The organism is Clostridium sp. (genome assembly GCF_016650035.1).
Lineage (GTDB): Bacteria > Bacillota > Clostridia > Clostridiales > Clostridiaceae > Clostridium_AD.
Window position 1 is genome coordinate 20,154 of record NZ_JAENWM010000023.1, and the last position, 24,876, is coordinate 45,029.

The 24,876-nt window shown below is 32.7% G+C and carries 20 protein-coding genes; 4 read left to right on the forward strand and 16 right to left on the reverse strand.

Features of this window, described 5'->3' with window-relative positions; translation table 11 throughout:
* Window position 1: 1 nt before the first annotated feature.
* From JJD95_RS07450 to JJD95_RS07495, 10 genes are all read right to left on the reverse strand, one after another.
* Window positions 2-1,234, reverse strand: a complete 1,233-nt coding sequence (locus tag JJD95_RS07450) for a glycosyltransferase (protein ID WP_291641897.1) — start codon at window positions 1,232-1,234, stop codon at window positions 2-4.
* Between the two features lie 38 nt (window positions 1,235-1,272).
* Window positions 1,273-2,421 (reverse strand): glycosyltransferase family 4 protein, encoded by a 1,149-nt coding sequence (locus tag JJD95_RS07455; protein ID WP_291641898.1) that lies wholly within the window; start codon window positions 2,419-2,421, stop codon window positions 1,273-1,275.
* 19 nt (window positions 2,422-2,440) lie between these two features.
* On the reverse strand, window positions 2,441-3,619 hold the full coding sequence (locus tag JJD95_RS07460; protein ID WP_367114788.1) for a glycosyltransferase family 4 protein: 1,179 nt from the start codon (window positions 3,617-3,619) through the stop codon (window positions 2,441-2,443).
* A 39-nt stretch (window positions 3,620-3,658) separates the two neighbouring features.
* Window positions 3,659-5,026, reverse strand: coding sequence for a UDP-glucose/GDP-mannose dehydrogenase family protein (locus tag JJD95_RS07465; protein WP_291641900.1), 1,368 nt, complete (start codon window positions 5,024-5,026; stop codon window positions 3,659-3,661).
* 32 nt (window positions 5,027-5,058) lie between these two features.
* Complete coding sequence (locus JJD95_RS07470; RefSeq protein ID WP_291641902.1) at window positions 5,059-5,988, reverse strand: GDP-L-fucose synthase; 930 nt, start codon at window positions 5,986-5,988, stop codon at window positions 5,059-5,061.
* 15 nt (window positions 5,989-6,003) lie between these two features.
* Window positions 6,004-7,077, reverse strand: a complete 1,074-nt coding sequence (gene gmd, locus JJD95_RS07475; protein ID WP_291641904.1) for a GDP-mannose 4,6-dehydratase — start codon at window positions 7,075-7,077, stop codon at window positions 6,004-6,006.
* A gap of 148 nt (window positions 7,078-7,225) precedes the next feature.
* Window positions 7,226-8,275: a dTDP-glucose 4,6-dehydratase gene (rfbB, locus tag JJD95_RS07480; RefSeq protein ID WP_291641906.1), complete on the reverse strand. Its 1,050-nt coding sequence runs from the start codon at window positions 8,273-8,275 to the stop codon at window positions 7,226-7,228.
* 70 nt (window positions 8,276-8,345) lie between these two features.
* Entirely contained in the window at window positions 8,346-9,254 is a 909-nt protein-coding gene (rfbA, locus tag JJD95_RS07485) for a glucose-1-phosphate thymidylyltransferase RfbA (protein WP_291641907.1), read from the reverse strand.
* 30 nt (window positions 9,255-9,284) lie between these two features.
* Window positions 9,285-10,334: a mannose-1-phosphate guanylyltransferase gene (locus JJD95_RS07490; protein WP_291641909.1), complete on the reverse strand. Its 1,050-nt coding sequence runs from the start codon at window positions 10,332-10,334 to the stop codon at window positions 9,285-9,287.
* 39 nt (window positions 10,335-10,373) lie between these two features.
* Window positions 10,374-11,042, reverse strand: a complete 669-nt coding sequence (locus tag JJD95_RS07495) for a sugar transferase (RefSeq protein ID WP_291641911.1) — start codon at window positions 11,040-11,042, stop codon at window positions 10,374-10,376.
* Window positions 11,043-11,452: 410 nt separating this feature from the next.
* On the opposite strand from JJD95_RS07495, the gene JJD95_RS07500 reads away from it, so the two are divergent.
* Window positions 11,453-11,614: a hypothetical protein gene (locus tag JJD95_RS07500; protein WP_291641913.1), complete on the forward strand. Its 162-nt coding sequence runs from the start codon at window positions 11,453-11,455 to the stop codon at window positions 11,612-11,614.
* 136 nt (window positions 11,615-11,750) lie between these two features.
* Window positions 11,751-11,957: a hypothetical protein gene (locus tag JJD95_RS07505; protein ID WP_291641915.1), complete on the forward strand. Its 207-nt coding sequence runs from the start codon at window positions 11,751-11,753 to the stop codon at window positions 11,955-11,957.
* A gap of 5 nt (window positions 11,958-11,962) precedes the next feature.
* On the opposite strand, the gene JJD95_RS07510 is transcribed toward JJD95_RS07505, so the two are convergent.
* From JJD95_RS07510 to JJD95_RS07535, 6 genes are all read right to left on the reverse strand, one after another.
* Window positions 11,963-12,799, reverse strand: coding sequence for a YihY/virulence factor BrkB family protein (locus tag JJD95_RS07510; protein WP_291641917.1), 837 nt, complete (start codon window positions 12,797-12,799; stop codon window positions 11,963-11,965).
* A gap of 574 nt (window positions 12,800-13,373) precedes the next feature.
* The gene (locus tag JJD95_RS07515; protein ID WP_291641919.1) at window positions 13,374-13,781 is read right to left on the reverse strand and encodes a hypothetical protein; all 408 of its coding nucleotides are present in this window, start codon (window positions 13,779-13,781) and stop codon (window positions 13,374-13,376) included.
* A gap of 18 nt (window positions 13,782-13,799) precedes the next feature.
* Window positions 13,800-14,171, reverse strand: a complete 372-nt coding sequence (locus tag JJD95_RS07520) for a hypothetical protein (protein WP_291641921.1) — start codon at window positions 14,169-14,171, stop codon at window positions 13,800-13,802.
* A gap of 90 nt (window positions 14,172-14,261) precedes the next feature.
* Window positions 14,262-14,531 carry a DUF1294 domain-containing protein gene (locus JJD95_RS07525; protein ID WP_291641923.1) on the reverse strand — a complete coding sequence of 90 codons (270 nt, stop codon included), beginning with the start codon at window positions 14,529-14,531 and terminating at the stop codon, window positions 14,262-14,264.
* 520 nt (window positions 14,532-15,051) lie between these two features.
* Entirely contained in the window at window positions 15,052-18,897 is a 3,846-nt protein-coding gene (gene addA, locus JJD95_RS07530; RefSeq protein WP_291641925.1) for a helicase-exonuclease AddAB subunit AddA, read from the reverse strand.
* On the reverse strand, window positions 18,887-22,525 hold the full coding sequence (locus JJD95_RS07535) for a PD-(D/E)XK nuclease family protein (protein WP_291641927.1): 3,639 nt from the start codon (window positions 22,523-22,525) through the stop codon (window positions 18,887-18,889). The genes addA and JJD95_RS07535 overlap by 11 nt, the downstream gene beginning before the upstream one ends.
* 241 nt (window positions 22,526-22,766) lie before the next feature.
* On the opposite strand from JJD95_RS07535, the gene JJD95_RS07540 reads away from it, so the two are divergent.
* Both JJD95_RS07540 and JJD95_RS07545 read left to right on the forward strand, forming a co-directional pair.
* The gene (locus JJD95_RS07540) at window positions 22,767-24,005 is read left to right on the forward strand and encodes a hypothetical protein (RefSeq protein ID WP_291641929.1); all 1,239 of its coding nucleotides are present in this window, start codon (window positions 22,767-22,769) and stop codon (window positions 24,003-24,005) included.
* 10 nt (window positions 24,006-24,015) lie between these two features.
* Window positions 24,016-24,513: an NUDIX hydrolase gene (locus JJD95_RS07545; RefSeq protein ID WP_291641931.1), complete on the forward strand. Its 498-nt coding sequence runs from the start codon at window positions 24,016-24,018 to the stop codon at window positions 24,511-24,513.
* The last annotated feature ends 363 nt before the right edge of the window (window positions 24,514-24,876 follow it).

The window sequence follows — 24,876 nt, forward strand, 5'->3', positions numbered from 1 at the left end:
ATTATAAATTCAGTTGGCGCTTATAAATTCCCATCAATTTCTCTAAATAGATATCACCATCAAAAGTTATTTTTGCCTTTTTGTATATTAATACACTCATTCTTTCAAACTCTTGATCATCCAACATTGAAACCCTTTTGAGAACACCGCACAATGCATTTTCATTACCAGATTCAAACATGTAACCATTAACTCCATCATCTATAAGTTCTGGAAGACCACCAATATTACTAGCGATAACAATTTTACTTTTAGCCATTGACTCTATTATAGAATATGGACAGTTCTCGTACCATTCAGATGGCACTATAATAGCCTTACTATTGCGTATATATTCTTCCATTTGGCTCCCATACACATACCCAAGGAAATTAACTCTATCTGATAGGTTATTCTTCCTAACATAATCTTTTACGATACCCTCTTCCGGTCCACCTCCAATTATAAATAATGGAATATTTAATCCAGACTTTTTATAGCCTGAAATCAAAGTTAATACTCCCTTTTCTCTACTAAATCTTCCAAAATAGAGAAAATATTCTCCATTCACTATATTCAATTCAATTGACTTGGACGGAGGTAAAAAATTCGTAATACATTCAATGGGTGAATTCGTAAAATTAGCTTTACTTAATACTTGCTTATAAAATTCACATTCCGAAATATAAACATCTATTTTATTATAATAATTATTAAACTTAATAAATCTGTTTTCAAGTACCGCTAATATACTTTTTACTTTTGAACCTTTTACACAACTTTTTTTTATACAACTGATTACACCCTTATCAATGCACTTTTGGCAGGTACCTTGTGGGGATAACATAGTGTAACAAGGGCATGCTAAAATCATATCATGGACACTATACACAATCGGAATATTATATCTTTTTATGACACCTATTATTGAAAAAGTTATTTGTTTATGAATTAAGCCCAAATGAACTATATCAGGCTTTTCTTTTTCAATTAATTTCTTAATATTTCTTTTCGCCTCAAAAGAATAAAATATTTTACATGCATTTAAAATTTTTTTAATTACTCCCATTTTTTTGTTATAATCCACATTTGAAACAAAAAATTCAGATTCACTACATTCAAAATTCTTTTCATCCTGCATTGCAAAATAAATTACTTCATGCCCTGCTTTCTTAAGAATTTCAGCTAATGCAAAATAGAAAGTCTCAGAGCCACCTTTAAGATAGTGGAATTTGTTTACTAATAATATTTTCATATTGTTTTTCCTTTCTTATAAAAAGCTTGAAACTACTTCTATTTTAAAGACTCATATACTCGAATGATTTTTTCAGATAATACATCCCAAGTGAAGAAATTCATAATTGTATTATGAGCCCCTAGCTTTATTTTTTTAGTCAAATCTTTATCATTATATATATTGCATATATGATGAGCCCACTCTGTTGGATTCTTAGATCGAACAATAAACCCATTTTTTTCGTTTTCAATTAGCATGTTTGAGCCACCATTTTCTGTTGTCACTGTTATTGCACCAAAATACATAGATTCTAATAGGACCATACCAAATATTTCATATTCGGTAGGAAGTAAAAAACAATCCGCCTTTGTATATACAAGCGAAAGATATTTTTGTTCCATTTTATCAATTATGTGAATTAATTGTTTAACACCAATTTCATCAGCGTATTCCATACACTTTTTAACATATTCATCATTTCCATTACCAATCATAAATAAATGAACATTATTCTCCATCAATGAAACCTTTTTAAGAATATCAAATAATAATGAAATGTTTCGACGTTCCTCTAATCTACCAACGTACAAAAGAACTAATCCATCTTTAAAACTTTCCATTGTATCAATAAAATCTGGTATGTTTTTCTCCTTATTTGTAGACAATGCCTCTAAATCTACACCAACACCAACAGCCTTTATATTTTCTTCTCTTATTCCTTTAGAAATCAAAAATTTCTGTGCCAAATTGCTCTTCACTATAAACCTCGTACCAAGTTTTATATATCGTTTTAAAAAGAATATATCAAACACTTTGCTCATCAAATTATATCTTTTATTAAACTCCGAATAATAAGGGCCATGATAAATTACCGTTTTATCCGGATATTTTTTAGCTAATACCCATGATTGATATTGATTATATTCACATGGCTGAATTACGTCATATTGTTGAATTAAAAAATCAAGATTATTGTATATAGCGTTTTTCAGAATATTTTTCCCTTTACGATAATAAACATTTATATGTTTATCATGCTCAAAAACATAATCTATTATCCTTTCCTCTTTATCAGCCCAAAAAACGATATCGCAAATATGCCCTTTTCGAACTAATGCTTTAGCAAGTCCAATTTCTTGAATATTATATGTATTAAACTGAACATCCATATAATTAGGATAGTTTCTTATAATTAATATCTTCATTGTTCTTCTCTCTCTCATATTATTTCTGATAAAGCTTCTTGGTCATTTCAACCACAGTATCCCATTTATATTTTTCACAGACAAACTGAGAAGCCAAACTTTTATAGTGTCCAACAATATCCGCATTATCAATAAGCCATTCTAGCTTTACTTTCAAATCTTCTACATCGGACCTTTTGAAAGTAACAGCCTTATCCTCCACAACTTCTTTACACTCATGAATATCCGATACCAAACAACAATTTCCATAACTCATTGCCTCTAACAAACTAATAGGCATACCTTCCAAATCTGAAGGTAGCACATACAGATAAGCATTGCTGTAAAGTTCTTCGAGCTCCTCACCTTGAACGAAATTAGTGAAAATCACCCTACCATCTTCAACCGATTTTCTTTTTATGTCAACCATGTAGTCACCAGTATGACTACTTCCTCCTGCAACTACTAACTTTTTCAATGTGTCTACTCTCTTGTAAGCATCAATCAGATATTGGAGCCCTTTCTCAGGAACGATTCTTCCTAAAAACAATATGTACTCATCTTTCTTTAACTCCCATTTCTTAGATATAACATCAGTTTCCCTAATTTCTGGTTTTTCAATACCATTTGGTATAAATTTAACTTCTCTCCCATATGTATCTAAAAAATACTGCTGGACATTCTTTGAAAGTACTATTACTTCATCTGCATACTTAGCCGCGATTTTCTCACCAAATTTTAAGTACTTAGTAGCAAAACCACCCCACTTAGCTCTCTGCCAATCAAGACCATGGATCGTTACCACCGTTCTTATACCAAGCAGATGTGGCAGCCATAACATTGCGCATGGACCCTCTCCATGGTAATGTACACAATCATATCGTCCGAACAAAGCGCGGAATGTTGCTAAAGCTGAATAAACAAAAGCATTTAATTTTACGTTCTTAAAAGTAGGTATAGTTATAATTTTGATACCTTTATATTCAGAAATGTTCCCGTTGGATTTCCTATCGAAAGAACTACCTGAAACATGATGCCCTTTACGATTGTAGACGTGAACTGTGTTCCCTGCTGCAACCAAGCGCGTGGAAAGTTCTTCTACAACAATTTCTATTCCACCTTCCCTGGACGGAATGCGCTTATGACCAATCATTGCAATTTTTAGGCCTGTATTGATTATACGATTTAAACCATTCTTCTGACTACCTTTGCTTTTCATCTATTGCACCCCTCTGTTAATACTTAGTAGTGAGGATTATTAAGAACTTCTGTCTTCAACTACTCCAACTGCAACCTGTAATATACCATTTTTACATTTCAATCCTTCAACCGCTTTACGACCCACAGAGTAATAATCAATCTCATACTTCTCTACCTCTTTTACATCATAACAATTTCTTCCATCATACACTATCGCTGTTTTCATAAAACTCACATAATCAGCTAGATCAATTGCTATTATCTCTTTCCACTCTGTAAATATAAATGCTATATCAGCATCTTTTAATGCGTTCAGTGGACTATTAACATAACTTACTCCATTTGGATACAACTTTTTAAAATTGTCAATCCCTATAGGATCATAAGCTACTATCTCTGCTCCCTCATCTAATAACCTTCTTACATTTGGTATAGAAGGAGCCTCTCTTAGATCATCAGTTCCAGGTTTAAATGTTAATCCAAGAACAGCTACCTTCATTCCTCTTAAACTTCCAAATCTTTGTTTAGCTTTTCTAAACAACTTGTATTTCTGATTTTGATTAACCTCTATAGCAGCTTTTATAGTTTTAATTTCATACCCATGATCATTAGCTAGCCAATGAAGTGCTTTAGTATCTTTTGGAAAACACGAACCACCATAACCTATACCAGCACTCAAGAACTTATCACCTATTCTAGGGTCATAACTCATCCCTTTAGCAACATCTTCTATATCTGCACCAACTATTTCACAAAAGTTAGCTATTTCATTCATATAAGATATTTTAAGTGCTAAAAAATCATTTGATGCATATTTTATCATTTCAGCACTTCTTCGTTTTGTTACAACTATTGGTTGATTAAAAGGTTCGTAAACTTGAGTTAGTATGTTCTTAGCATTTTCTGACTCCACACCAATTACAATTCTACTAGCATGTAAAGTATCTCTAACTGCTGTTCCCTGAGCCAAAAACTCAGGATTTGAAGCTACTTCAATATGTATATTGCTCAATAAATTACGCTTTAAAATTTCTTCAATTCTATCATTAGTTCCTATAGGTACTGTAGATTTCAATACAACCAAACAATCATTTTGTGCATTTTCGGCTATTTGCTGAACTACAAGAAATACATAATCTAAATTAGCTGACCCATCTTCTCTTTCTGGTGTTCCAACTCCTATAAATATAACATCCGCATCTTTATAAGCCTTTGAATAATCAGTAGTAAAATCTAATTTTTCAGCTTCATAATTCTTCTTTAATAATTCTTCTAGCCCAGGTTCATATATAGGCGAAATTCCTTTTTTCATCATACTAACCTTATTTTCATCTATATCTACACAGGTAACCTTATGTCCAACTTCTGATAAACAAACACCTGTTACTAAACCTACATATCCAGTACCAGCTACAACTATTTTCATTTATATCCCACCACTTTCCCTATTAAAACTAATTACTTATAATTTTCCCTAAACCACTCATAACTCTCCCTAACTCCATCCTCTAATTCAACCCCATACGTCCATCCAGTCCCCTCAAGCTTACCAACATCCAAAAGCTTCCTCATAGTCCCATCCGGCTTCTCACTATTAAACTTAAGTTCGCCTCTAAATCCAACAACTTCCTTAACCATCTCAGCCAATCCTCTTATAGAAACCTCTTTCCCAGTTCCAACATTAACATGCTCTTCCCCATCATAATTCTCCATCAAATAAACACAAGCATCAGCCATATCATCCACGTACAAAAACTCTCTAAGTGGCTTTCCACTTCCCCAAACCTCTACGAAAGGACTATCACTAACCTTAGCCTCATGGAACTTCCTAATAAGCGCAGGCATAACATGTGAATTATTCAAATCAAAATTATCATTAGGCCCATAAAGATTAGTTGGCATACAGCTTATAAAATCGTCACCAAACTGCCTCTTAAAAAACTGACACATTTTAAGTCCTGCAATTTTAGCTATTGCATAACCTTCATTTGTTGGTTCAAGATATCCAGAAAGCAAATATTCTTCTTTAATTGGTTGCGGACAATTCTTAGGATATATACAAGAACTTCCTAAAAACAAAAGCTTTGTAACTTTAAAATCATGTGATGCTTTAATAATATTATTTTGCATCTCCATGTTTTCATAAATAAAATCAGCTGGATATGTACTGTTAGACCCTATTCCACCAACCTTCGCTGCTGCTAGAAACACATATTCTGGTTTTTCTATTTCAAAAAAACTTCTAACAGATTTTTGATCCATTAAATCTAATTCACTATGAGTTTTTCCTATTATGTTCGTATATCCTTTTTCTTTTAAGTTTCTAACTATAGCTGAGCCAACTAATCCTCTATGACCTGCTACATATATTTTACTGTTCTTCTCCATGTGTATCACTCCCAACTATTTTGTAGTTGCTGCTTCTAAATATTGACCCAATGACATTCCAGCTATTTCTCTCATGTCTCCATCTATCATCATCTTAATTAATTCTCTAAAACTTACTTTTCTCTCCCACCCAAGTTCCGTTTCTGCCTTTGTACTGTCTCCCCAAAGAAGTTCAACTTCAGCGGGTCTAAAGTATCTTGAATTTATGTCCACTAAAAGTTTTCCTGTTACTTTATCGTATCCTTTTTCTTCTACTCCTGTACCTTTCCATACTATATCTATATCTACTTCTTTAAACGCAAGTTCAACAAATTCTCTAACTGTGTGAGTTTCATTTGTTGCTATAACATAATCTTGAGGTTTATCTTGTTGAAGCATTAACCACATAGCTTCTACATAGTCTCCTGCATATCCCCAATCTCTTTTAGCATCCATATTACCTAGTGAAAGTTTTTCTTGTTTCCCTGCCATTATACCAGCTACAGCTCTAGTTACTTTTCGTGTAAGAAAAGTCTCTCCACGTCTTGGCGACTCATGATTAAAAAGTATTCCATTGCAGGCAAACAAATCATAAGATTCTCTATAATTTATAGTGATCCAATAAGAATATAACTTTGCCACTCCATAAGGACTCTTTGGGTAAAAAGGAGTTTTTTCACTTTGTGGAGCTGTTCCTGGAATTCCTCCAAAAAGCTCTGATGTAGACGCTTGATAAAATTTGCAGTTTATTCCGCTTTCTTTTAAGGCATCTAATATTCTAAGAGTTCCCATAGCATCCGTATCTGCAGTATATTCAGGAACATCAAAGGACACTTGCACATGACTTTGAGCTCCTAAATTGTATATTTCATCTGGCCTTATTTTTTCTATCAATCTATTCAAGTTACTTGAATCTGTTAAATCACCATGATGTAAAAATAATGTTTTATTACCTATTTCACGCTCATTGAATAAATGATCTATCCTTTTTGTATTAAAAGAGCTGGCTCTTCTTATTATTCCATGAACTTCATAACCCTTTTCTAATAAAAACTCTGTTAAATAAGACCCATCCTGTCCAGTTATTCCAGTTATTAGTGCTTTTTTCATGTAATACCCTCCATATTCCTAGTAATTCATATCATCCAATGGCGAGAACTTAGTCTTTTAGCTACTCTATTTATTTTTTCTGATATTTTTGGAGATACTATACAATCTATATTCAACTTATATCTAATATCTTTATTCTCTTATTATATTACTGATACATTTTCATATAATATTTCTGATACTCTCCTGAAGTCACATTCTTCATCCACTCTTCATTATCTAAATACCATTTTATAGTTTTCTCTATTCCAACTTCAAATGTAGTTTCTGGATACCATCCTAATTCTTCTTTTATCTTAGTTGGATCTATTCCATATCTTTTATCATGACCTTTTCTATCTTCTACATGCTTTATTAAGTTCTTAGTAACTTCTTTATCTACATTTCCATTTATATATTCTATAACAGTTTTAACTATTTGCATATTTGTTCTCTCATTATGCCCACCAACGTTATAAACCTCTCCTATTGTTCCTCCATTTATAACCATATCTATAGCTTTACAATGATCTTCTACATATAACCAATCCCTTACGTTTAATCCATCACCATACACAGGTAAATCTTTATGGTTTAAACAATTGTTAATTAAAAGTGGTATTAATTTTTCTAGAAATTGGTATGGGCCATAGTTATTTGAACACCTTGTTATATTAATTGGCATTTTAAATGTATCTGAGTATGCTTTTACCATTAAATCTGCACCTGTTTTACTTGATGCGTATGGACTATGAGGATCTAAGGGTGTTGTTTCCATAAAATATCCTGTATCTCCAAGTGAACCATATACTTCATCTGTAGATACTTGTAAATATTTCTTTCCCTGTTTAAAGCCTTCTTTTGTTTCCCATACATTCTTAGCTGCGTTTAAAAGATTTACTGTGCCTATAATATTAGTCATAGCAAATAATTCTGGTTCTCTTATACTTCTATCCACATGAGACTCTGCTGCAAAATGCACTACGTAATCTATATCATATTTTTCAAATAATCCATTCACTATGTCCTTATCACATATATCTCCTTGAACAAATATATAATTCGGGTTAGTTTCAATACTTTTTAGGCTTTCTAGGTTTCCTGCATATGTAAGTTTATCTAAATTTATTATTTTTATGTTTGAATATTTATTTAACATATAGATTACAAAATTCGCTCCTATAAATCCCGCTCCACCAGTAACTAAATAAGTTTTCATATGTTTACTCTCCTTTGTATTTCATAGCATGTTCAGTTTTTCAATGTTTCTTTTCTATTATAGCTTTCTATTATTCCAATGTTGCTGCAGCTTCTTTTGATGACATACTATCTCTCTCTAATTCAATTATATTATAGAGATATTGTCCATATTCAGTTTTCATAAGTGGTTCTGCTAGTTCCCTCAACTGCTTTGCATTAATATATCCTTTTCGGTAGGCTATTTCTTCAATACATGCTATAAATAGACCTTGTCTTGTTTGAATAGCTTCAACAAAATTTGTTGCTTCCAACAGAGCTCTATGTGTTCCTGTGTCAAGCCAAGCCATTCCTCTTCCTAATAATTCAACTTTTAATTTTCCTCTTTTTAAATATTCATTATTTACAGCTGTTATTTCAATTTCTCCTCTGTCTGACGGTTTAACATTCTTAGCTATTTCTACTACATCACTGTCATAGAAGTAAAGCCCTGGCACAGCATAATTTGATTTTGGATTCTGTGGTTTTTCTTCTATAGACATAACATTATTATTTTCATCGAATTCTACTACTCCGAAATCTTTCGGAGTACTTACGTGGTATCCAAATATAGTAGCTTCTTCTCTTTTAACAGCTTTTTCAAGCCTTTCTGAAAACCCTTGTCCATAAAATACATTATCTCCAAGTATTAAAGCTACTTTATCATTTCCTATAAATTCTTCTCCTATTATGAACGCTTCTGCAAGTCCTCTTGGCTCTGATTGAATTGCATATTGTATACTAATTCCTATTTCACTTCCATTACCTAATAGTTCTTCAAAACTTCCAATATCTCTTGGAGTTGATATTATTAATATATCTCTTATACCCGCAAGCATTAAAACTGACAATGGATAGTAAATCATTGGTTTGTCATATATAGGTAATATTTGTTTCGACACTGATTTAGTTATAGGATACAGTCTAGTTCCTGATCCTCCTGCTAATATAATACCTTTCATGTATCTTCCCCCTTGTTAATATCCTTTATGTTAACTAATTCTATTTTTTAATTCTCTTAAACTTTCCATACCATCTTTCTTCCCAACTAATATCATATCATCACTTTCAATTACAAATATATCTTGAAGTCCTGAGATCACAATAGGTTTACCATTACTAATAATAACGTTATTGCTACCATCAAAATTTCTTACATTCCCCATACTTACATTATTAGAAGCATCTTTCCCTCTATACCTACCAACAGCTTCCCAAGTCCCTATATCATCCCATCCAAAATCTCCTGGAATAACGTATATGTCTTTTGCTTTTTCCATAATTCCAAAATCAACAGATATGCTTTCTAAATCAATATATTTTTCTTGTAATACTCTATTATAATCTTCTGCGCAAGTAGCTGCTATTTCACTTAAAACCTCATATGTATTTGTCAAATATTTCTCTGTAAGTTTTAAAATATTTGCTGCTTTCCAAATAAACATTCCGCCATTCCAGAGATAATTCCCATTCTGTAAATACTCTTCTGCCTTATGTAAATCAGGTTTTTCTACAAACCTTTTAACTTCTCGCACAGCACATCCATTTATATCACACCGCTTATATCCGTAATTTATATATCCATAACCTATTTCCGGTCTATCTGGTTTCATACCAATAGTTACTATAGCTTCATTATTGTTGCTTACAAATTCATCGGCTGAATTTAATACTTCTAAAAAATTCTGTTCATCTTTTATAAGATGATCAGAGGGCAATACTGCTATTGTAGCATCTTCATATATTTTATTAATGTGAAACGCTGAAAGTGCTATGCAAGGAGCTGTGTTCTTTCCTACTGGCTCTACGATAATGTTTCTATGAGGTAAATCAGGTAACTGTTCCTTAACTAGGTCAGTATAACGCATGCCCGTCACTATAAATATTCTCTCAATAGGTATAAGTTTTTCTAATCTTTTTACACTCATTTGAATCATTGTATCTTCACCAACAAGCTTCAAAAACTGTTTTGGCTTTTGTTCCGTAGACAAAGGCCAAAATCTAGTTCCTTTTCCTCCTGCCATTATTAATGCACATAACATATGTATCCCATCCCCCAATAATTTATAATTACTCAAATCTTAACTCGCCGTCTTATCCCCAAACAACACTCCAACAGTCCTAAATATAAGTCCTATATCAACCATCGTACTTCTATCCTCTAAATACTCAACATCCATTTCCATCCACTCTTCAAACCCAACATTACTTCTACCCCTAACCTGCCAATAGCAAGTTAACCCAGGCCTAGCAATTAACCTTAATCTTTGATACGATGTAAACTGTGCTACTTCCTTAGGAAGACTTGGCCTTGGACCTACAATTGACATTTCCCCTCTTAATATATTAAATAGCTGAGGTAACTCATCTATACTTGTTCTTCTTATAAATCTTCCTATTTTAGTTACTCTCGGATCTTCTTTAATCTTAAACATAGGTCCTGTCATTTCATTTTTTTCTCGAAGGTTATCCAAAAGATACTCTGCATCTGAACACATAGACCTAAATTTATACATTCTAAATCCAGTGCCATCTTGTCCAACTCTATTCTGAACAAAAAAAGCAGGCCCTTTAGAACCTATCTTAATCCAAATTCCAACAACAATCATAAGTGGACCCATTAATATAATCCCACATAAAGCCCCTATAATATCAATTACTCTTTTAATTCCAAAATACCCTAGATTTTTGTCATACTCGTGAGCAATCTCCACCTGAGTTACTTTTGAACTTCTTTCCAATTGTTGCATTGAAAGTTCCCCCTCTGTTAATCTTTCTCAACATCTCTATCCTATGTCCCATCCCCAATAAATCACTACCAAATATGAACTTTATGCTAACACATTCATTTTCCATTGCATCTTTCTAACTTTTATTAACTTCTGCGTTATTATTATATAATTAAAACCAATTTAGTACAACCTTTTAATTTTCTTGCCTCATATGTAATAAAAAATCGTACTTTCGCATAATTTTCTTTGTATCATTCAACATCATATTCAATATAATAAAATTTTATTTCTAGCTGTCTAACTATTTAATACATTATAACACAATAATTACATCTAAATATTGATTTTATGCAAAGTTTGTTTGTGTTTACTCATATTAAGACATATAATTTGTATGTAATACTATATAATTAAATGGAGTTAACCCAATGCTAAAAAATAATTTCAATAAATGTATTATCGCACTCATAATATTAATTTCTTTAACAACTATTAGTTATTTTATAACTAATACAAATGCTGATGAACTAGTCGTAGAACCTTCTACTACAATCTCTACTCCTTCGATATACGCAAATATGGAATTTTAATAGATGACGATTCATCTTATATTACAATCCATAACAATAACTTCGATAACCCCAAAGTTTTTGATGGCTATACCCATGAGCAAATAAGTGGGCATGTTTACTTCTTATATGCAACTAATATCACTTCTCAAACAATATGTTGAAAAATAGTGGTAGTCAAGGTGTAATATTTGGTTATAATTCAACAACTGGAAAAGGTACAACAAATTCCGCAGCAAAAAATAATCATTGCGAAGGCAATAGTCAGGAAGGTGCTACAATTTATGAAGTTAGTAAAAAGGTTACCTCAGGAAATTCCTTCCTTAATAATACACGCAAAAAAATCAGAAGATTTATCTCCTGATTTCATTAATACTTTTTACACCTTGGTTTTTCTTTTCCTTCCCTCTCAAAGGCTAATAGCGCATTAATCTCCCCGCCTAAAAGAATTATAATAGAAGTAATATACAACCACAACATAAGCACTATAACCGCACCTATGCCTCCATACACGCTAGAATAATTATTGAAATTATTCACATAATATGCAAAGCCGAGTGAAGAAATCAACCAACCGAGTGTACTAAACGTAGCTCCAGGCATTACTTCTTTCCAGGTAAGCCGCCTACAAGGAGTAAAATGATACAGTGCTGCAAAAATAAATACCATTCCACATAAAGTCACCAAGTACCTTATAATATCCCAATTTAATATAAAATTACTAGACACATTAAATTTGTCTACAAAAACTCCACCTAAGGTTTGACCAAATACAACTAAAGCTACTGCCGCTATAATAACCAGCGCAAGTCCTATCATAAATGATATAGATATAAGTAACGTTCTCCAGTAAGCTCTTGTTTCTTTCTCATCATAGGCTTTATTAAGTCCCTTTATAATAGCCCTAAAACCACTAGACCCTGACCAAACTAAACCTATCAAACTTATTGAGAGTAAATTCACAGTTTTTGAATCAAACACATCTATAACCGTAGTATAAATTAAATCAAAAGAACTCTGTGGCATTATTTGGCTTAAATATACTAGTACATCATCACTCTTTAGATCGCTATATCCCAGCATACTGAGTAGCAGGAGTAGAAAAGGGAAAAAGGATAACAATAAATAATAAGTAACCTGAGCTGCCAGAGCCGTAATATCATCATCAATAGCTCTCCTAACAAGTTCTTTTAAATCTTTCAACATAGAATCACCTCATAATTTATTGTGCACATGAGGGTTCGGCATGTAGGATGTTCTGATAGTAGAGCATTCGTTAACAGACTCTAAGCTTATTCCATGAAAAATTTCCTAACGCACTTATTCGACGTCCTGTCTCAGAAGTGCTAACAGGCCGTCCTGGCCTGCTCACGGAAATTTTTCATTACATAAACTGAGAGTCTGTAAAACTCATTATATACTATCTATCACATTCCTACATACTTTCACCTTCATTGTTATAATATATTACTCATCACAGTATTTTAAACCAGTAGGCTTAATTTTCTCTACAAATTAAAATTTAATTTCTTATCAATTTGATGTAGTTTAGCTACCCATACTGGACAAGCCTACTTTCATTTAAAAAGATACATTTTACTATAAATTATATTCAGACAATTATAAATTTATCCACAATTCACAAAAAGTTATCCACTAAAAGTGGATAACTTTTTATATTTATACACCTAACAAGCCATAAAGCACTAATATGCCCATATTTTATGAGGAATTATTAATATTATCAGAATAGTTATACACAGGCATGAAAATTTAAGTCTTATTGAGCAAGCTTCTTTTTCATCATAAAAAGATCACGTTCATTATTGAATTCTTTCATTCCAATATATTCAATCTTATCGCTTAGCTCTACAACATCATTCGAAATATTTTTTACTGCACCTTTAATTACACTTATATCTTCACAAATAGGTTTTATAGCTTCCTTTATTTGCTTTTCAGTTTGCACTATCATATTCTGCTGAACTTCAGCTAATACTCCGATTTTACTATTTATACTCTCTAACTCCAGCGTGTTTTTATCAACTTTAACATTCAGACTTTTCACATCTTCTTTTACGCTAGTTAAATCTTGTCTTATGCCTTTAAACTCATTAGTTACATCAGTTTTAAAAGAAGAAAACTCACTATACATCTTCTCCATTAATTCAAACATCTTATCTTCCACACAATTACCACCTTTTTCTTATTTTATTGCTTTTAACTTTGCAATTTCATTCCAATTGCTACTTGTTATTATCTCCACATTTATTAATCCATTTTTTATTTCTTTAACATCCTTTGAGGTATCTTTTACTGCCAATTCTATAACTTCAATTTTTTCACTCATAAGGTTTTTTACTAAATCCTTATGAGCATTTTCATTTTGCTCCATATGTGATTTTTGTACTTCTGCTATAGTTTCAGATTTAGTAGTTAAATTCTCTAGTAACATAGTGTTTTTATCAACTTTGATATTCAGACCTTTTACATCCTCTTTTACACTAGTTAAATCCTGTCTTATGCCTATAACCTCACTATACATCTTTTCCATCATTTCAAACATCTTATCATCCATACTATTACCACCTCTTAATATATATCTGCATAATCTTACCTTTATTGTACCCTAAAAAGACTATAAATTTCAAGCCATAAATTATGGAACTTACAGACTACTATAAATGTATTTAAAAAATATAAACAGCTGAACTACCAGTATTAAAGGTATTCCTACCACAAACTTATTATGCTTTGTTTTATGTCTAAACATACGCATTCCTATAAAAATGCCCAAAGCACCAAAAGCAGAAGCTATAGCAAAAAGCGTATTCTCTGGAGTTCTCCATTTCCCTTTTCGTGACTTTTGCTTATCTGAATACATTATAAACACTCCAAATAAATTAATAGCCAAATAATAATACAAAAATATTTTCATAATTTTTACCTCCATTTACAATATAATAATACCATATCTTTTCTCCCTATCCCTGTGGCAGATAGGTACGTATATTACAATCCATTTTGACATATATTGCGTAAATGTATGAACTTTCTCCGCAGTGGCTTGCAATGCGAAGCGCAGAAACATTGAAATTACATTTAGAAATTCTTCTTTTGCGAATGCAAAATTCTCGTAAGCCTGCCAGGACGGCAGGCTAGCGAACTGAGCCAGGACGGCGAATGTTCCGCTACTTTCTTGGTCTTACACATATATCCAAGTATGAACTATTCTCCGCAGTGGCTTGCAATGCGAGGCGCAGAAACATTGAAATTACATTTAGAAATTCTTCTTTTGCCAATGCAAACTTCTCGTAACCCCTCCAGGACGGAGGGGTAGCGAACCTGAGCCAGGAAGGCGAATGTGAGTGATAGAGAAGTTTTCATGAGCAAAAGTTTAGAATTTCAAATGTAATTTCACGTTTCAAGCTCGCATTGCAAGCCACGCAGAAGAATTTTTATACCCTCACCCCTTCATCTATGCCAAACAAATACAAATATCTTTCGCTAACCTGCGTTTCAAGTGTTTGATTCAGCGCCCTTGCATAATAATCTAACTGAGACTTATACTTCTCCATAATAAGACTAACCTCACCATTTTCTACCTTATCAGTTTTATAATCCACTAGTATTATTACTCCATTTTCCTCGAAGTAACAATCTATAATTCCTTGAAGGATTATTTTTTCCTCTCCATAAATATCTTTGGTCAGAGTTTTATCTATTTCTGTAGAACTTATTTCTATATGGAAGGGAATTTCTCTTTTTAACTTATTTTGACCGTATGCACTTACCATTCTTTGACCTAGTGGAGTTTTAAATAACTTCACCAGTTTTTCTATTCGCACTGATTTACCCTCTTCTTCTGAAATTAACATTTTATCAATATAAACATCAATTTGCGACTTAATTTCACGTATGCTTCCCACCTTAGTTAAATCTAACCTTTGCAAAACCGCGTGCATAGCGGTTCCTTTTTCAGCTGGGCTTAGACCTTTTGTCCCCTCTAAGAATTTCGGTTTCACAATAAGTCTTGGCATATACATATTATCCGAGGGACCCTCTGTAATCTCTTGATTATATTTTCTTTTAAGTTCTGTTACTGTAAGTACTGTAGGCATTTTTGTGGACATTTCATATTTATAGGTAAAGCCCAATCTTTTATCAATAGCATCTAGGAGTTCCTGTTGGGTTTCACTTTCATTAAGCCAGGTTAACTTATCTACTGTACTAATCCTTACCGAATCTATCACCTTTTGATTGTTTGTTACTTCTTCCCTATTCCAGAACCTGGTTTCAAAGCTAGCGGGATGCTTTAATAGGTTTGCACTATTATCATCTATTCCTATTAGCTGCCTTAGCATCTTTCCATCCTCATGTCTTATTACCGCAGGGACTATCCAATCTAAATAGCTTTTGGCTTTTAATATCTCATATTCCCCAAGCTTTTCACCGCTTTCCGAAAGCACAGAGCTCATTCTTATTAAATTTTTCTCTATGTTTCTCATTGCGCCAGTTATTATTAACTTTTCCTTTGCTCTTGTGAAGGCTACGTATAGAACTCTCATTTCCTCTGAAAGGCTTTCTATCCTTATAGTCTTTTTTAGCGCCTCTTTTAGTACTGTGGGATAGGAGATTCTTCTAACTGGATCTACGAAATCTGGACCAAAGCCTAATTCCTGATGAAATAATATGCTTTTATTTATGTCCATTAGGTTAAAGTTTTTTCCTGCACCACTTAGAAACACTACAGGGAATTCTAGCCCTTTACTTTTATGAATACTCATTATCCTAACTACATTTTCATTTTCCCCCAGTGTCTTGGCACTACCCATGTCCCCAGAACTTACTTTTAGCTTGTTTATAAAATTTATAAAGTTAAATAGCCCTTTATAACTAGTTTCCTCGTACTGCCTAGCCCTTTGGAACAGCACTCGTAGATTTGCTTGTCTTTGGACTCCTTGCGGCATAGCTCCCACATAACCGTAATATCCAGTGCTAGTATAAAGAAGCCAGATGAATTCATCTATGGGCATATAATATTGAATTTCCCTAAAGTGGTTTAACTTTTCCATGAATTTTGTTAGCTTCACATTTCCCCCTGTCTTTTCAAGGTTTACCATGGCATCGTAAAAGTTCATTTCTCTTTGACCTATTCTTATGTCTACTATCTCCTCAGAATTAAAACCACCTATTGGAGAACGTAGTACTGAAATCATAGGGATATCTTGTCTTGGGTTATCTATAATTTGTAGAAAGCTCATTATTATTTGAATTTCTATAGTGCTAAAATATCCTGTGCCCGTATCTGCATAAACAGGTATTCCCTCAAGCTTCAACTGTTCTAAAAATGAAGGTGCCCAGTTTGAGGTGGCACGGAGTAATATTACAATGTCTTTGAAGTCCACAAATCTGTAATCTTTGATTTTCTTATCATATATCTTAAAAGGATGAATCACATCTCTGTTCATGAGTTCTCCTATTCTTTTTGCTACAATTCTAGCTTCCAGTTCAATATTAGTTGGAGTTTCCTCCTCAGCTATTGTGCCTTCCTCGCCTGTTTCACCCTCTTCATTATCAAAGCTATCCTCTGTTAGCTCAGGAGCTGCTTTTTCAATGAGATGTAGCTCCACGGCGCCACCTACTTCTGATCCATCCTTGTTGTCTTTAAAGTGTGCTCCTAAATTTAGTGCTTCTTCATCTGTATAGTCAAGCTCTCCTATGTTTTTGCACATTACTTGCTTAAAGATAAAATTCACTGCGTTAATAACTGGTTCTCTACTTCTAAAATTCTTGTATAGTGTTATTTTTCTCTTTTTATCCCCATCTATTTTAGAATAACTATTGTATTTACCCAAGAACAGTTCTGGCTTTGCCTGTCTAAATCTATATATACTCTGTTTTACATCGCCCACCATAAATAGGTTTGGCGTACCCAATTTCTCTCTGGATATTATATTTAATAGAGTTTCCTGAACCATGTTGCTGTCTTGGTATTCATCTATTAAGATTTCTTCATATTTATATCGAAGCCCCAGGGCAACTTTTGAAGGTTCTGGTTTCCCATCCTCATCTAATACTACCTCGCCTGTCTCATCCCTTTTGGTTAATATATAAAGGCAAAAGTGTTCAAAATCATTGAAATCTATAATGGACCTATCTTTTTTCTTTTGTCTGTATTTTTCCTGCAAATCTATAACTAGTTGTGATAGCTCCATCATTTGTGGGTAAAGAGATTTTATATCTTCTAAAGCTTCGCTTGATGATGCACTGCTTATCTGCTGCTGCGCGACTTGTAATTGTTTTTTCACTTTATTTCTTATGTCCTGCACCATCTTTTGTTTATCTTTGTCCTTGCATCCCCTTATGGTCGGAAGTTTTTTAAAGGTTAAGAGTTCAAAAGTGGTTGCTAGATTTTCAAAACTATTATTTGCCGCACTTAAAAGATCTGATATATTAGCTAAATCTTCTTTAAAAGCATCAGCGTAAACTTCTATAGCTTCATTTCCCTCTACAATTTTCAGTGCTTTTATCATTACTTTTTCTATACCTTTTAATTCTGTTTTAAGATCTCTCATTAAAACCGCTGCCCAAGGAGTGTCACTAAAATTGTAACCTTCTTTTATGTTGAAGTCCTCGGCTTTATCTATTAACCACTTTGTTGGGTCTGTAGCACTCATGGCGAAATTATATAGACTTAGAACTATTGATTGAAGCCCTAAATCTTCCTTGTTGTTACTATAGGCTTCCACTAGTTGTAGGAAAGTAGAGTTCTCCTCTTTATTTTCATCACTTAAGGATAGATATCTATCTTCGAACATCTCTTCTAATGCTTCTTGTTTTAGAAGAACCGCTTCTGTGGTGTCCGCTATTCGAAAATTCGGATCTAAATCCACTACATGAAAATTACTTCTTATAACTTCTAGGCAAAAGGAATGAATTGTTGTGATGCTAGATTTATTGAGTAGAGTTAATTGCCTTTGAAGAAGTTTACTTCCTGGATTTTTATGAAGCTCCACTGAAATTGCCTCCGCTATTCTCTCTCTCATTTCTGAAGCAGCGGCGTTTGTAAAGGTAACTACTAAGAGCTTATCTATATCTGTTGGCCTAGCTTCATCTGTTACTATTTTTATTATTCTCTCAACTAGTACCGCTGTTTTTCCAGAACCTGCCGCAGCTGCTACTAGAAGGTTACAGTCTCTAGTTGTTATTGCACTTTTTTGGTCCGGAGTCCAGGCAACCTCTGCAACTGCTTCTTCTTTTGCTGGTATTTCCTTGTTATCTACTGAACCTTTAATTGTCATTTTTCCTCGCCTCCAAAGTATTTGCTTCTAACTTTTCTCCACTCCCCGGGATAGCCTTTGAATTTAACAGTTCCCAAATTTCCGCATCTTTTTTATCCTTTATTATCTTATAAGTATTTTCCTTAAGAGTAGCGTCAAATTGGCAAATAGACGTATATTTACAATAGCTACAAGGAGTGAAAGTCTTTTTCTTGTAGGGCTTTATTTCTATATCCCCACTTAGCATTTCCTCGCAAGTGTTTATTAGGTTTTCCTTTACATGGGTCAGTAGAGTTTCAAACTGAGCCGCAGTTGCCACTGAGGAATTTGCGCCTAAATCACCATTTTGTTTAATAGAGGCGGGAACCACTAGAGATGCCCCCTCTATATTTCTATCCATTTCTCTTATTATCTTTGTATCTGCTAAAAGAAGGCCCTTCATTTTCAGCGCTTTCATTATAGCTTTTTCAAGTGATTCTTCATCTAAATTATTCTTAGCTTTTATTACTGGGTCATCTATTTTGAAATACAGAATACCTGCTGGGAAAACTGGCTCTTTTGACATCTTATTTTCATTTGTCAGCATAGCATCTAAATAAGTAAGTAGCTGTATTTGAAGTCCATAATATACGTCTGAGAGTTTAAAGTCCTTATTACCAGATTTATAATCTATTATCCTGTAAAATTCTTCTCCCTCAGTTATTAATTTATCCACCCTGTCTATCCTGCCCACTAGATTTACTTTTTCCCCTGTGGATAGTTCTACTGGTATCGGTGGATAATCTCCGTCTTTTACTCCAAAGGATACTTCATAGCCAAAGGGTTCAAAGCCACTATTTTTCATTTGCTCAACTATTACATAGATAGTTCTCTTTAAAACTCTTTTTAATCTTTCAGTAAAATACTTATATCTTGGAGAACTGTTTAATATATACCCACTTGAATTTCCCGATGCTTCCGTTTCTACTATGGTTGCGATATTCTCTTCACACCAATCTTTTTCGAGATTCGCCCACTTTTTATCACTTTTATCCACAAGTTTCGAAAAATTATCAAGCACACTGTGCATAAAGCTACCCAGATCTGGGGATGAAAAGGTAAAAGTCTCTCTTTCTTTTGCTTTTAGGCCATATTGCACAAAATATGCAAAGGGACATTCTTCATATTTTTCTATCCTAGATACGCTAAAATAGTTTTTTTCTCCATAAAGCAAGTGCACTTTTTCTTTTTCTAGCATTTTTACTTCATTCTTATAATCAAAACCTTCGAACATTCTGTTACTCTTTTCTCGAAATTCAGGTTGGTTTTGGTACCATTTATAAACCTGAACCCACATATCAGATATATGACCCTCTTCTAAGTATTTTCTAAGGGCGAAGATTAATCCGTTAAAGGTGGGAGTTTTAGCACAAACCTTATGCATTTCAATATCAGTTAGTGTATTTTGGTCCTCGCCACTATATTCTACTATATTATTTTCTTCTATTAACCCCTTAAATAAGGCTTTGAACCTAGATATTATAATGGAAGGCCTTAGAGTTTTACCTTCATAATCTCCAATTGGATAACTTATATTTAAATATTTACTTGGAATAGTTATGGTTGCATAGATTAAATACTGTTCATTAAAAGCTTCCGTTTTAGTATCATTTGCTATTTCTATTCCACTTTCTTTTAAAATTACTCTGTCTCCATCTGTAAATATCCCCTCTTCCCTACTTACTTTTGGGAACACTCCATCATTTACCCCTATAATATATAAGACAGTTATGTCATGACTTTTTACACGGTCTACGCTACTAACAGACACTCCATCAAGTGCTGGTGGGATAAGTCCCATTTTATGTTTACTAAAGCCCAGGGACATAACCGATGCAAATTCCTCAAGGGTTAACGTTTCATCGCCTATAACTTCTACCATCTGATCTAGAAGTTCCATTACTAGGTTCCATATTTTACTGTACTCTGTGACTTCTGCCTGGGCGCCATTCTTCTTGAAATTTTCTATCCATATTTCTATAGTCTTATATACCTTTATGGTTTCTAAAAATTCGAATAAGGCTGTGCAGATTTTAGTGGTGGTGTTTTTGCCTTTTAATTTTTCCTTAAGCGTTAGCAGTGGCTCTATTACAAGATGTCTTGTGTGATTTAGGATTTCTATTGTAGCTTCTATTTTTTGATCTTGCGTCTCTTTTTCTGGTTGTTGTGCTTCTTCTGTTTCTTGTGTTTCTTGTGTTTCTTGTGCTTCTTGTGCTTCTTGTGTTTCTTCTTGAGCTTCTTCTTTTTTTCTTTGGTAATAGTCTCTAAAATAGTATTCTATCTTCTCCTGCCAAAGCTCTGGCTCTGTCCATTTCTTTTTGCCCTTAACTCCTGTTGCTATTATGAAATTTTCTAAGATATCTATGTGCTCTTTCTCTATATCCAAAAGGCCAGTTTTAAGATATCTAAAAATCGCCTCATAGCTAAAGTTCTTAGTGAAGATCTCCACAGCTCCAGTTATAAGCACAATTAATGGATTACTTGTTATGTCTTTTTTATTATCTATAAATAAGGGAATATTGTATTCAGTAAATATAGCTTTAATTAGCTTTTCATAGGAAGGTAAATCTCCTGTTACTACTGCTATTTTATTAAATCTTATACTTTCATCTCTACATAGCCTTAAGATATCCACCGCCACATGCTCTATTTCCGAGTATGCATTTAGTGCTTTGAATATTTTTATATTTTCACATTTCTGCGTTCTTTTAGTATATGGAAAAGCGAAATAATTTTGCTCTAAAAATCTTAGCTCCACGTTTTCACTATATTTATGATTTTTACTATCCTGTAGCTCTACAGGTTTCTCAAAACTAGTACCTGTTTCTTCTGCAAGGTCTATTAATTTATTTTCTGTAACCTTTATAGCATAAAAAGCATCCGAGTCCTCTATAGTTTTTGAATGTGCTGAGCTTTTTAGGGGCAGTGTTATATTTATCCTCTCAGCCTTTTTATATAGCATTTCAAGGATTCCATATTGCTGTGGCGTAAAGCCTGTAAATTCATCAAGCCAAAATTCCCCACCATCAAATATATCGCAGCCTTCAAGGGCAGTATAAAGCCTTGTCAAATCCTCGTCTGGGTCAATATAATTTTTACTTAGTGCCTTATCAAATCCATCATATATAAGGGATAAATCCGTTATTTTATCTACTAACAGTGGACTTTCTCCTAAATTTTCTTTTACCTTATTTAAATCCTCTAGGGTTATATTATATTTTTTAAACTCTGTGATAGCTCCTGCTACATTATCCACGAAGCCCTTTTGCCTAGCAGCTCCACTAAAGACCTTAAACTGGTCTAAGTTTTTTTGAAGGATGCTGTGAATTAGCATTGCCTTTCCTGAACCATCCATAGGTTTCTTAGTTATGCCTCCAGCTTCACTAAAAACTTTGTAGGCGAGTCTATTAAAACTAAGTACTTGGATGTTTTTTATTCCTGTGGATCCAACTACTTTTATAAGATTCTTTTCAGCTTGAAAGGAGAATTGTTCTGGAACTAAAAGTACTAGGGGTTTTTCCTTTTGCGTTATGCTTCTAGCTTCTATATCCTTTAAGCAGAACGTACTTTTCCCCATTCCAGCTCCTCCGTAGATAAATCTTAAACTCACAAAAACACATCCTTTCTGTTTTAGTTTATTATACCATGTTAAAGGTGGGAGTGTTGGGGACGGTTATAATAGATATATTAGACAATCATGTTATATTTCGATATAATATGAATTGATTGGGGAATGAATATACCTTTAGGAGAAATAAACAGCTTGAAAAATATGTTATTATATATATAAATTTATTAGTTAATATAAAACGTGTTTTAAACTAAATTTTAATAAAGAAGGGAAATGTGTAATGGGAAATTTAAAAGATGTATATTTTATTTTTGCAGATGATGTATTTATAGAACGAATTTCTTATGAAAAATTTAAGAATCTAATTAAATTTTATGTTTTGTTATATGATAGAATCATTATTCCAGATGCATTTATAGTAAATAATAAAAATCTACACAAATTTTTCTTAGAAGAACAAGGGTTGGATTATTTTAAAAAAGGTATAATAGCATTTACTATGAGAGAAGAAATAAAAGATATACAGGATCTGTTATATTCCTACAAAGATAGTAAAACTTTAAATGATAATATTGAAGATGATACGATAAAGCGAATACTAAATAACTATAATTTTAAGAGTACTTTAAAATGGAAACTATCCAACGTATCATCTAACTTTTCTAAGCATATTTTAGACTCGCATAATACAATTGCTCTAAGTGATAATGAAAGTGAAGTTTGGAAAGATGTCATCTTAAATTTAAAAGAGAAAAATACTTTAACGAGACAGGAAATTTATAATCAAGCAAATGAGAAATTTGGGATGGCTACAAAAAATTCAAAAATGATTATGCAACACGCAGACATTGTATATAATTTTAACCTGCCTAGTATGTTTCATATTTCTGCCGCTTATCCAGAACGATTATTATCAAATGAAATATTATCACCTGAAAAAGTATTTTTTTACAGAGAAGATTCAAAGGGAGGGATTTTACAGCCAGAAGATTTGTTTTCTGAGGAAACATTAACTTTAGATGAACCATTAATATTTTACTCTGCAATAATTAATCAACTAAAATTTGAAAACATATTAGCAATTCGTAATACACAAGAATTTAAAACTTATTTAAAAAGCATTAAAGAGAATGATTCAAAAAATATGGAGAACACCTTTTATAAATATTGTGAGATGTGTAATCAACTAATTCCAAATATGATTTCTGCTAATCATCAAGAAATCCAAAAACTTCATACTAAGATCCAAATATCAAAAAAAGCAGAAAATGTGTCAAGCGGTGTTGTTAGTTTGATAATAGGTATAGCACCACTTGGAAATATAGCAAGTATACCTATTGACTATCTGATTGCAAAAGGTGTACAAATGACAGGGAAATCTTTAACTGATAGAATTGCATCAGATTATGGAATTAAATCAATAGAAGCTAACCGTAATGTAAAACGAACAATAAGAAGTAACCCTAATACTGTTCTAGATGATATGAATGAAGTTTTTCAAATTAATAAATTAAAGTAGGTGGATTCTTTTGAAAAAAGAAGTATATAAGAATGGTTATTATCGTGTTTGTGATGAAAATAATATCATTTATATAGAAGCACTCAAGGGTGGAGCAGTTATAGTTCCTGTTACAAAAGATAAAAAAATAATTTTAATCAAAGAATTTCGTTCAAGAATTAATCAATTATCAATAGAATTCCCAAGAGGTTTTGTAGAAGAGGGAGAATCATCTTTAGATGGAGCTAAAAGAGAACTACTTGAAGAAATTGGAGGTACTGCTGAACGATTTGAGTCGTTAGGTTCAATCGCAACAAATAATGGTATATCTGATGAAATGGTTGATTATTATATTGCATGGGATACCACCTTTTCATATGATAAACTTCAATCAGAAGAAAATATTATAGATGCAGTAGAATGTAGCTTGAATGAATTGATGAATTTGATTAGAGAGGGCAAGATTACAGATGCTTTTACATTATGTGCAACTTTAAAATTCATTACTGAATATGGAAAGCTTGAATAAAACTGTTCAAAATAATTGATTTGTTGAAAAAATGTTAGACAACAAATCATATTTTTCTTATTAAACGCCACAAACAATAAAAGTTTGTGGTGTTTTTACTTGTGACGACTTAGGAATAAAAGGTGCTACAACGATTCGGGAACCATTGGTGTTTATTTTATATATTTTTTTTATTCTTAGAAGGAAAATAGAGTAATAAATAGAATTATATATCTTAAAGTAAGAGTACTCACGGAAACTAATAAATAAAACTTGAATTTGTTTTGAGTTGTATAGAATTATAAAATTTAATGATATTAGAGCGGTTTGTAATAAAAACAGGTATAGCAAACAAGCCTGCACGGTGCAAGAATTTTTAAAAAA

Excerpts from the sequence above, each read along its gene's own strand:
- JJD95_RS07450 (WP_291641897.1), bottom strand. The coding sequence starts at position 1,234 with ATGAAAATATTATTAGTAAACAAATTCCACTATCTTAAAGGTGGCTCT.
- JJD95_RS07455 (WP_291641898.1), bottom strand. The coding sequence starts at position 2,421 with ATGAAGATATTAATTATAAGAAACTATCCTAATTATATGGATGTTCAG.
- JJD95_RS07460 (WP_367114788.1), bottom strand. The coding sequence starts at position 3,619 with ATGAAAAGCAAAGGTAGTCAGAAGAATGGTTTAAATCGTATAATCAAT.
- JJD95_RS07465 (WP_291641900.1), bottom strand. The coding sequence starts at position 5,026 with ATGAAAATAGTTGTAGCTGGTACTGGATATGTAGGTTTAGTAACAGGT.
- JJD95_RS07470 (WP_291641902.1), bottom strand. The coding sequence starts at position 5,988 with ATGGAGAAGAACAGTAAAATATATGTAGCAGGTCATAGAGGATTAGTT.
- gmd (WP_291641904.1), bottom strand. The coding sequence starts at position 7,077 with ATGAAAAAAGCACTAATAACTGGAATAACTGGACAGGATGGGTCTTAT.
- rfbB (WP_291641906.1), bottom strand. The coding sequence starts at position 8,275 with ATGAAAACTTATTTAGTTACTGGTGGAGCGGGATTTATAGGAGCGAAT.
- rfbA (WP_291641907.1), bottom strand. The coding sequence starts at position 9,254 with ATGAAAGGTATTATATTAGCAGGAGGATCAGGAACTAGACTGTATCCT.
- JJD95_RS07490 (WP_291641909.1), bottom strand. The coding sequence starts at position 10,334 with ATGTTATGTGCATTAATAATGGCAGGAGGAAAAGGAACTAGATTTTGG.
- JJD95_RS07495 (WP_291641911.1), bottom strand. The coding sequence starts at position 11,042 with ATGCAACAATTGGAAAGAAGTTCAAAAGTAACTCAGGTGGAGATTGCT.
- JJD95_RS07500 (WP_291641913.1), top strand. The coding sequence starts at position 11,453 with ATGCTAAAAAATAATTTCAATAAATGTATTATCGCACTCATAATATTA.
- JJD95_RS07505 (WP_291641915.1), top strand. The coding sequence starts at position 11,751 with ATGTTGAAAAATAGTGGTAGTCAAGGTGTAATATTTGGTTATAATTCA.
- JJD95_RS07510 (WP_291641917.1), bottom strand. The coding sequence starts at position 12,799 with ATGTTGAAAGATTTAAAAGAACTTGTTAGGAGAGCTATTGATGATGAT.
- JJD95_RS07520 (WP_291641921.1), bottom strand. The coding sequence starts at position 14,171 with ATGGATGATAAGATGTTTGAAATGATGGAAAAGATGTATAGTGAGGTT.
- JJD95_RS07525 (WP_291641923.1), bottom strand. The coding sequence starts at position 14,531 with ATGAAAATATTTTTGTATTATTATTTGGCTATTAATTTATTTGGAGTG.
- addA (WP_291641925.1), bottom strand. The coding sequence starts at position 18,897 with ATGACAATTAAAGGTTCAGTAGATAACAAGGAAATACCAGCAAAAGAA.
- JJD95_RS07540 (WP_291641929.1), top strand. The coding sequence starts at position 22,767 with ATGGGAAATTTAAAAGATGTATATTTTATTTTTGCAGATGATGTATTT.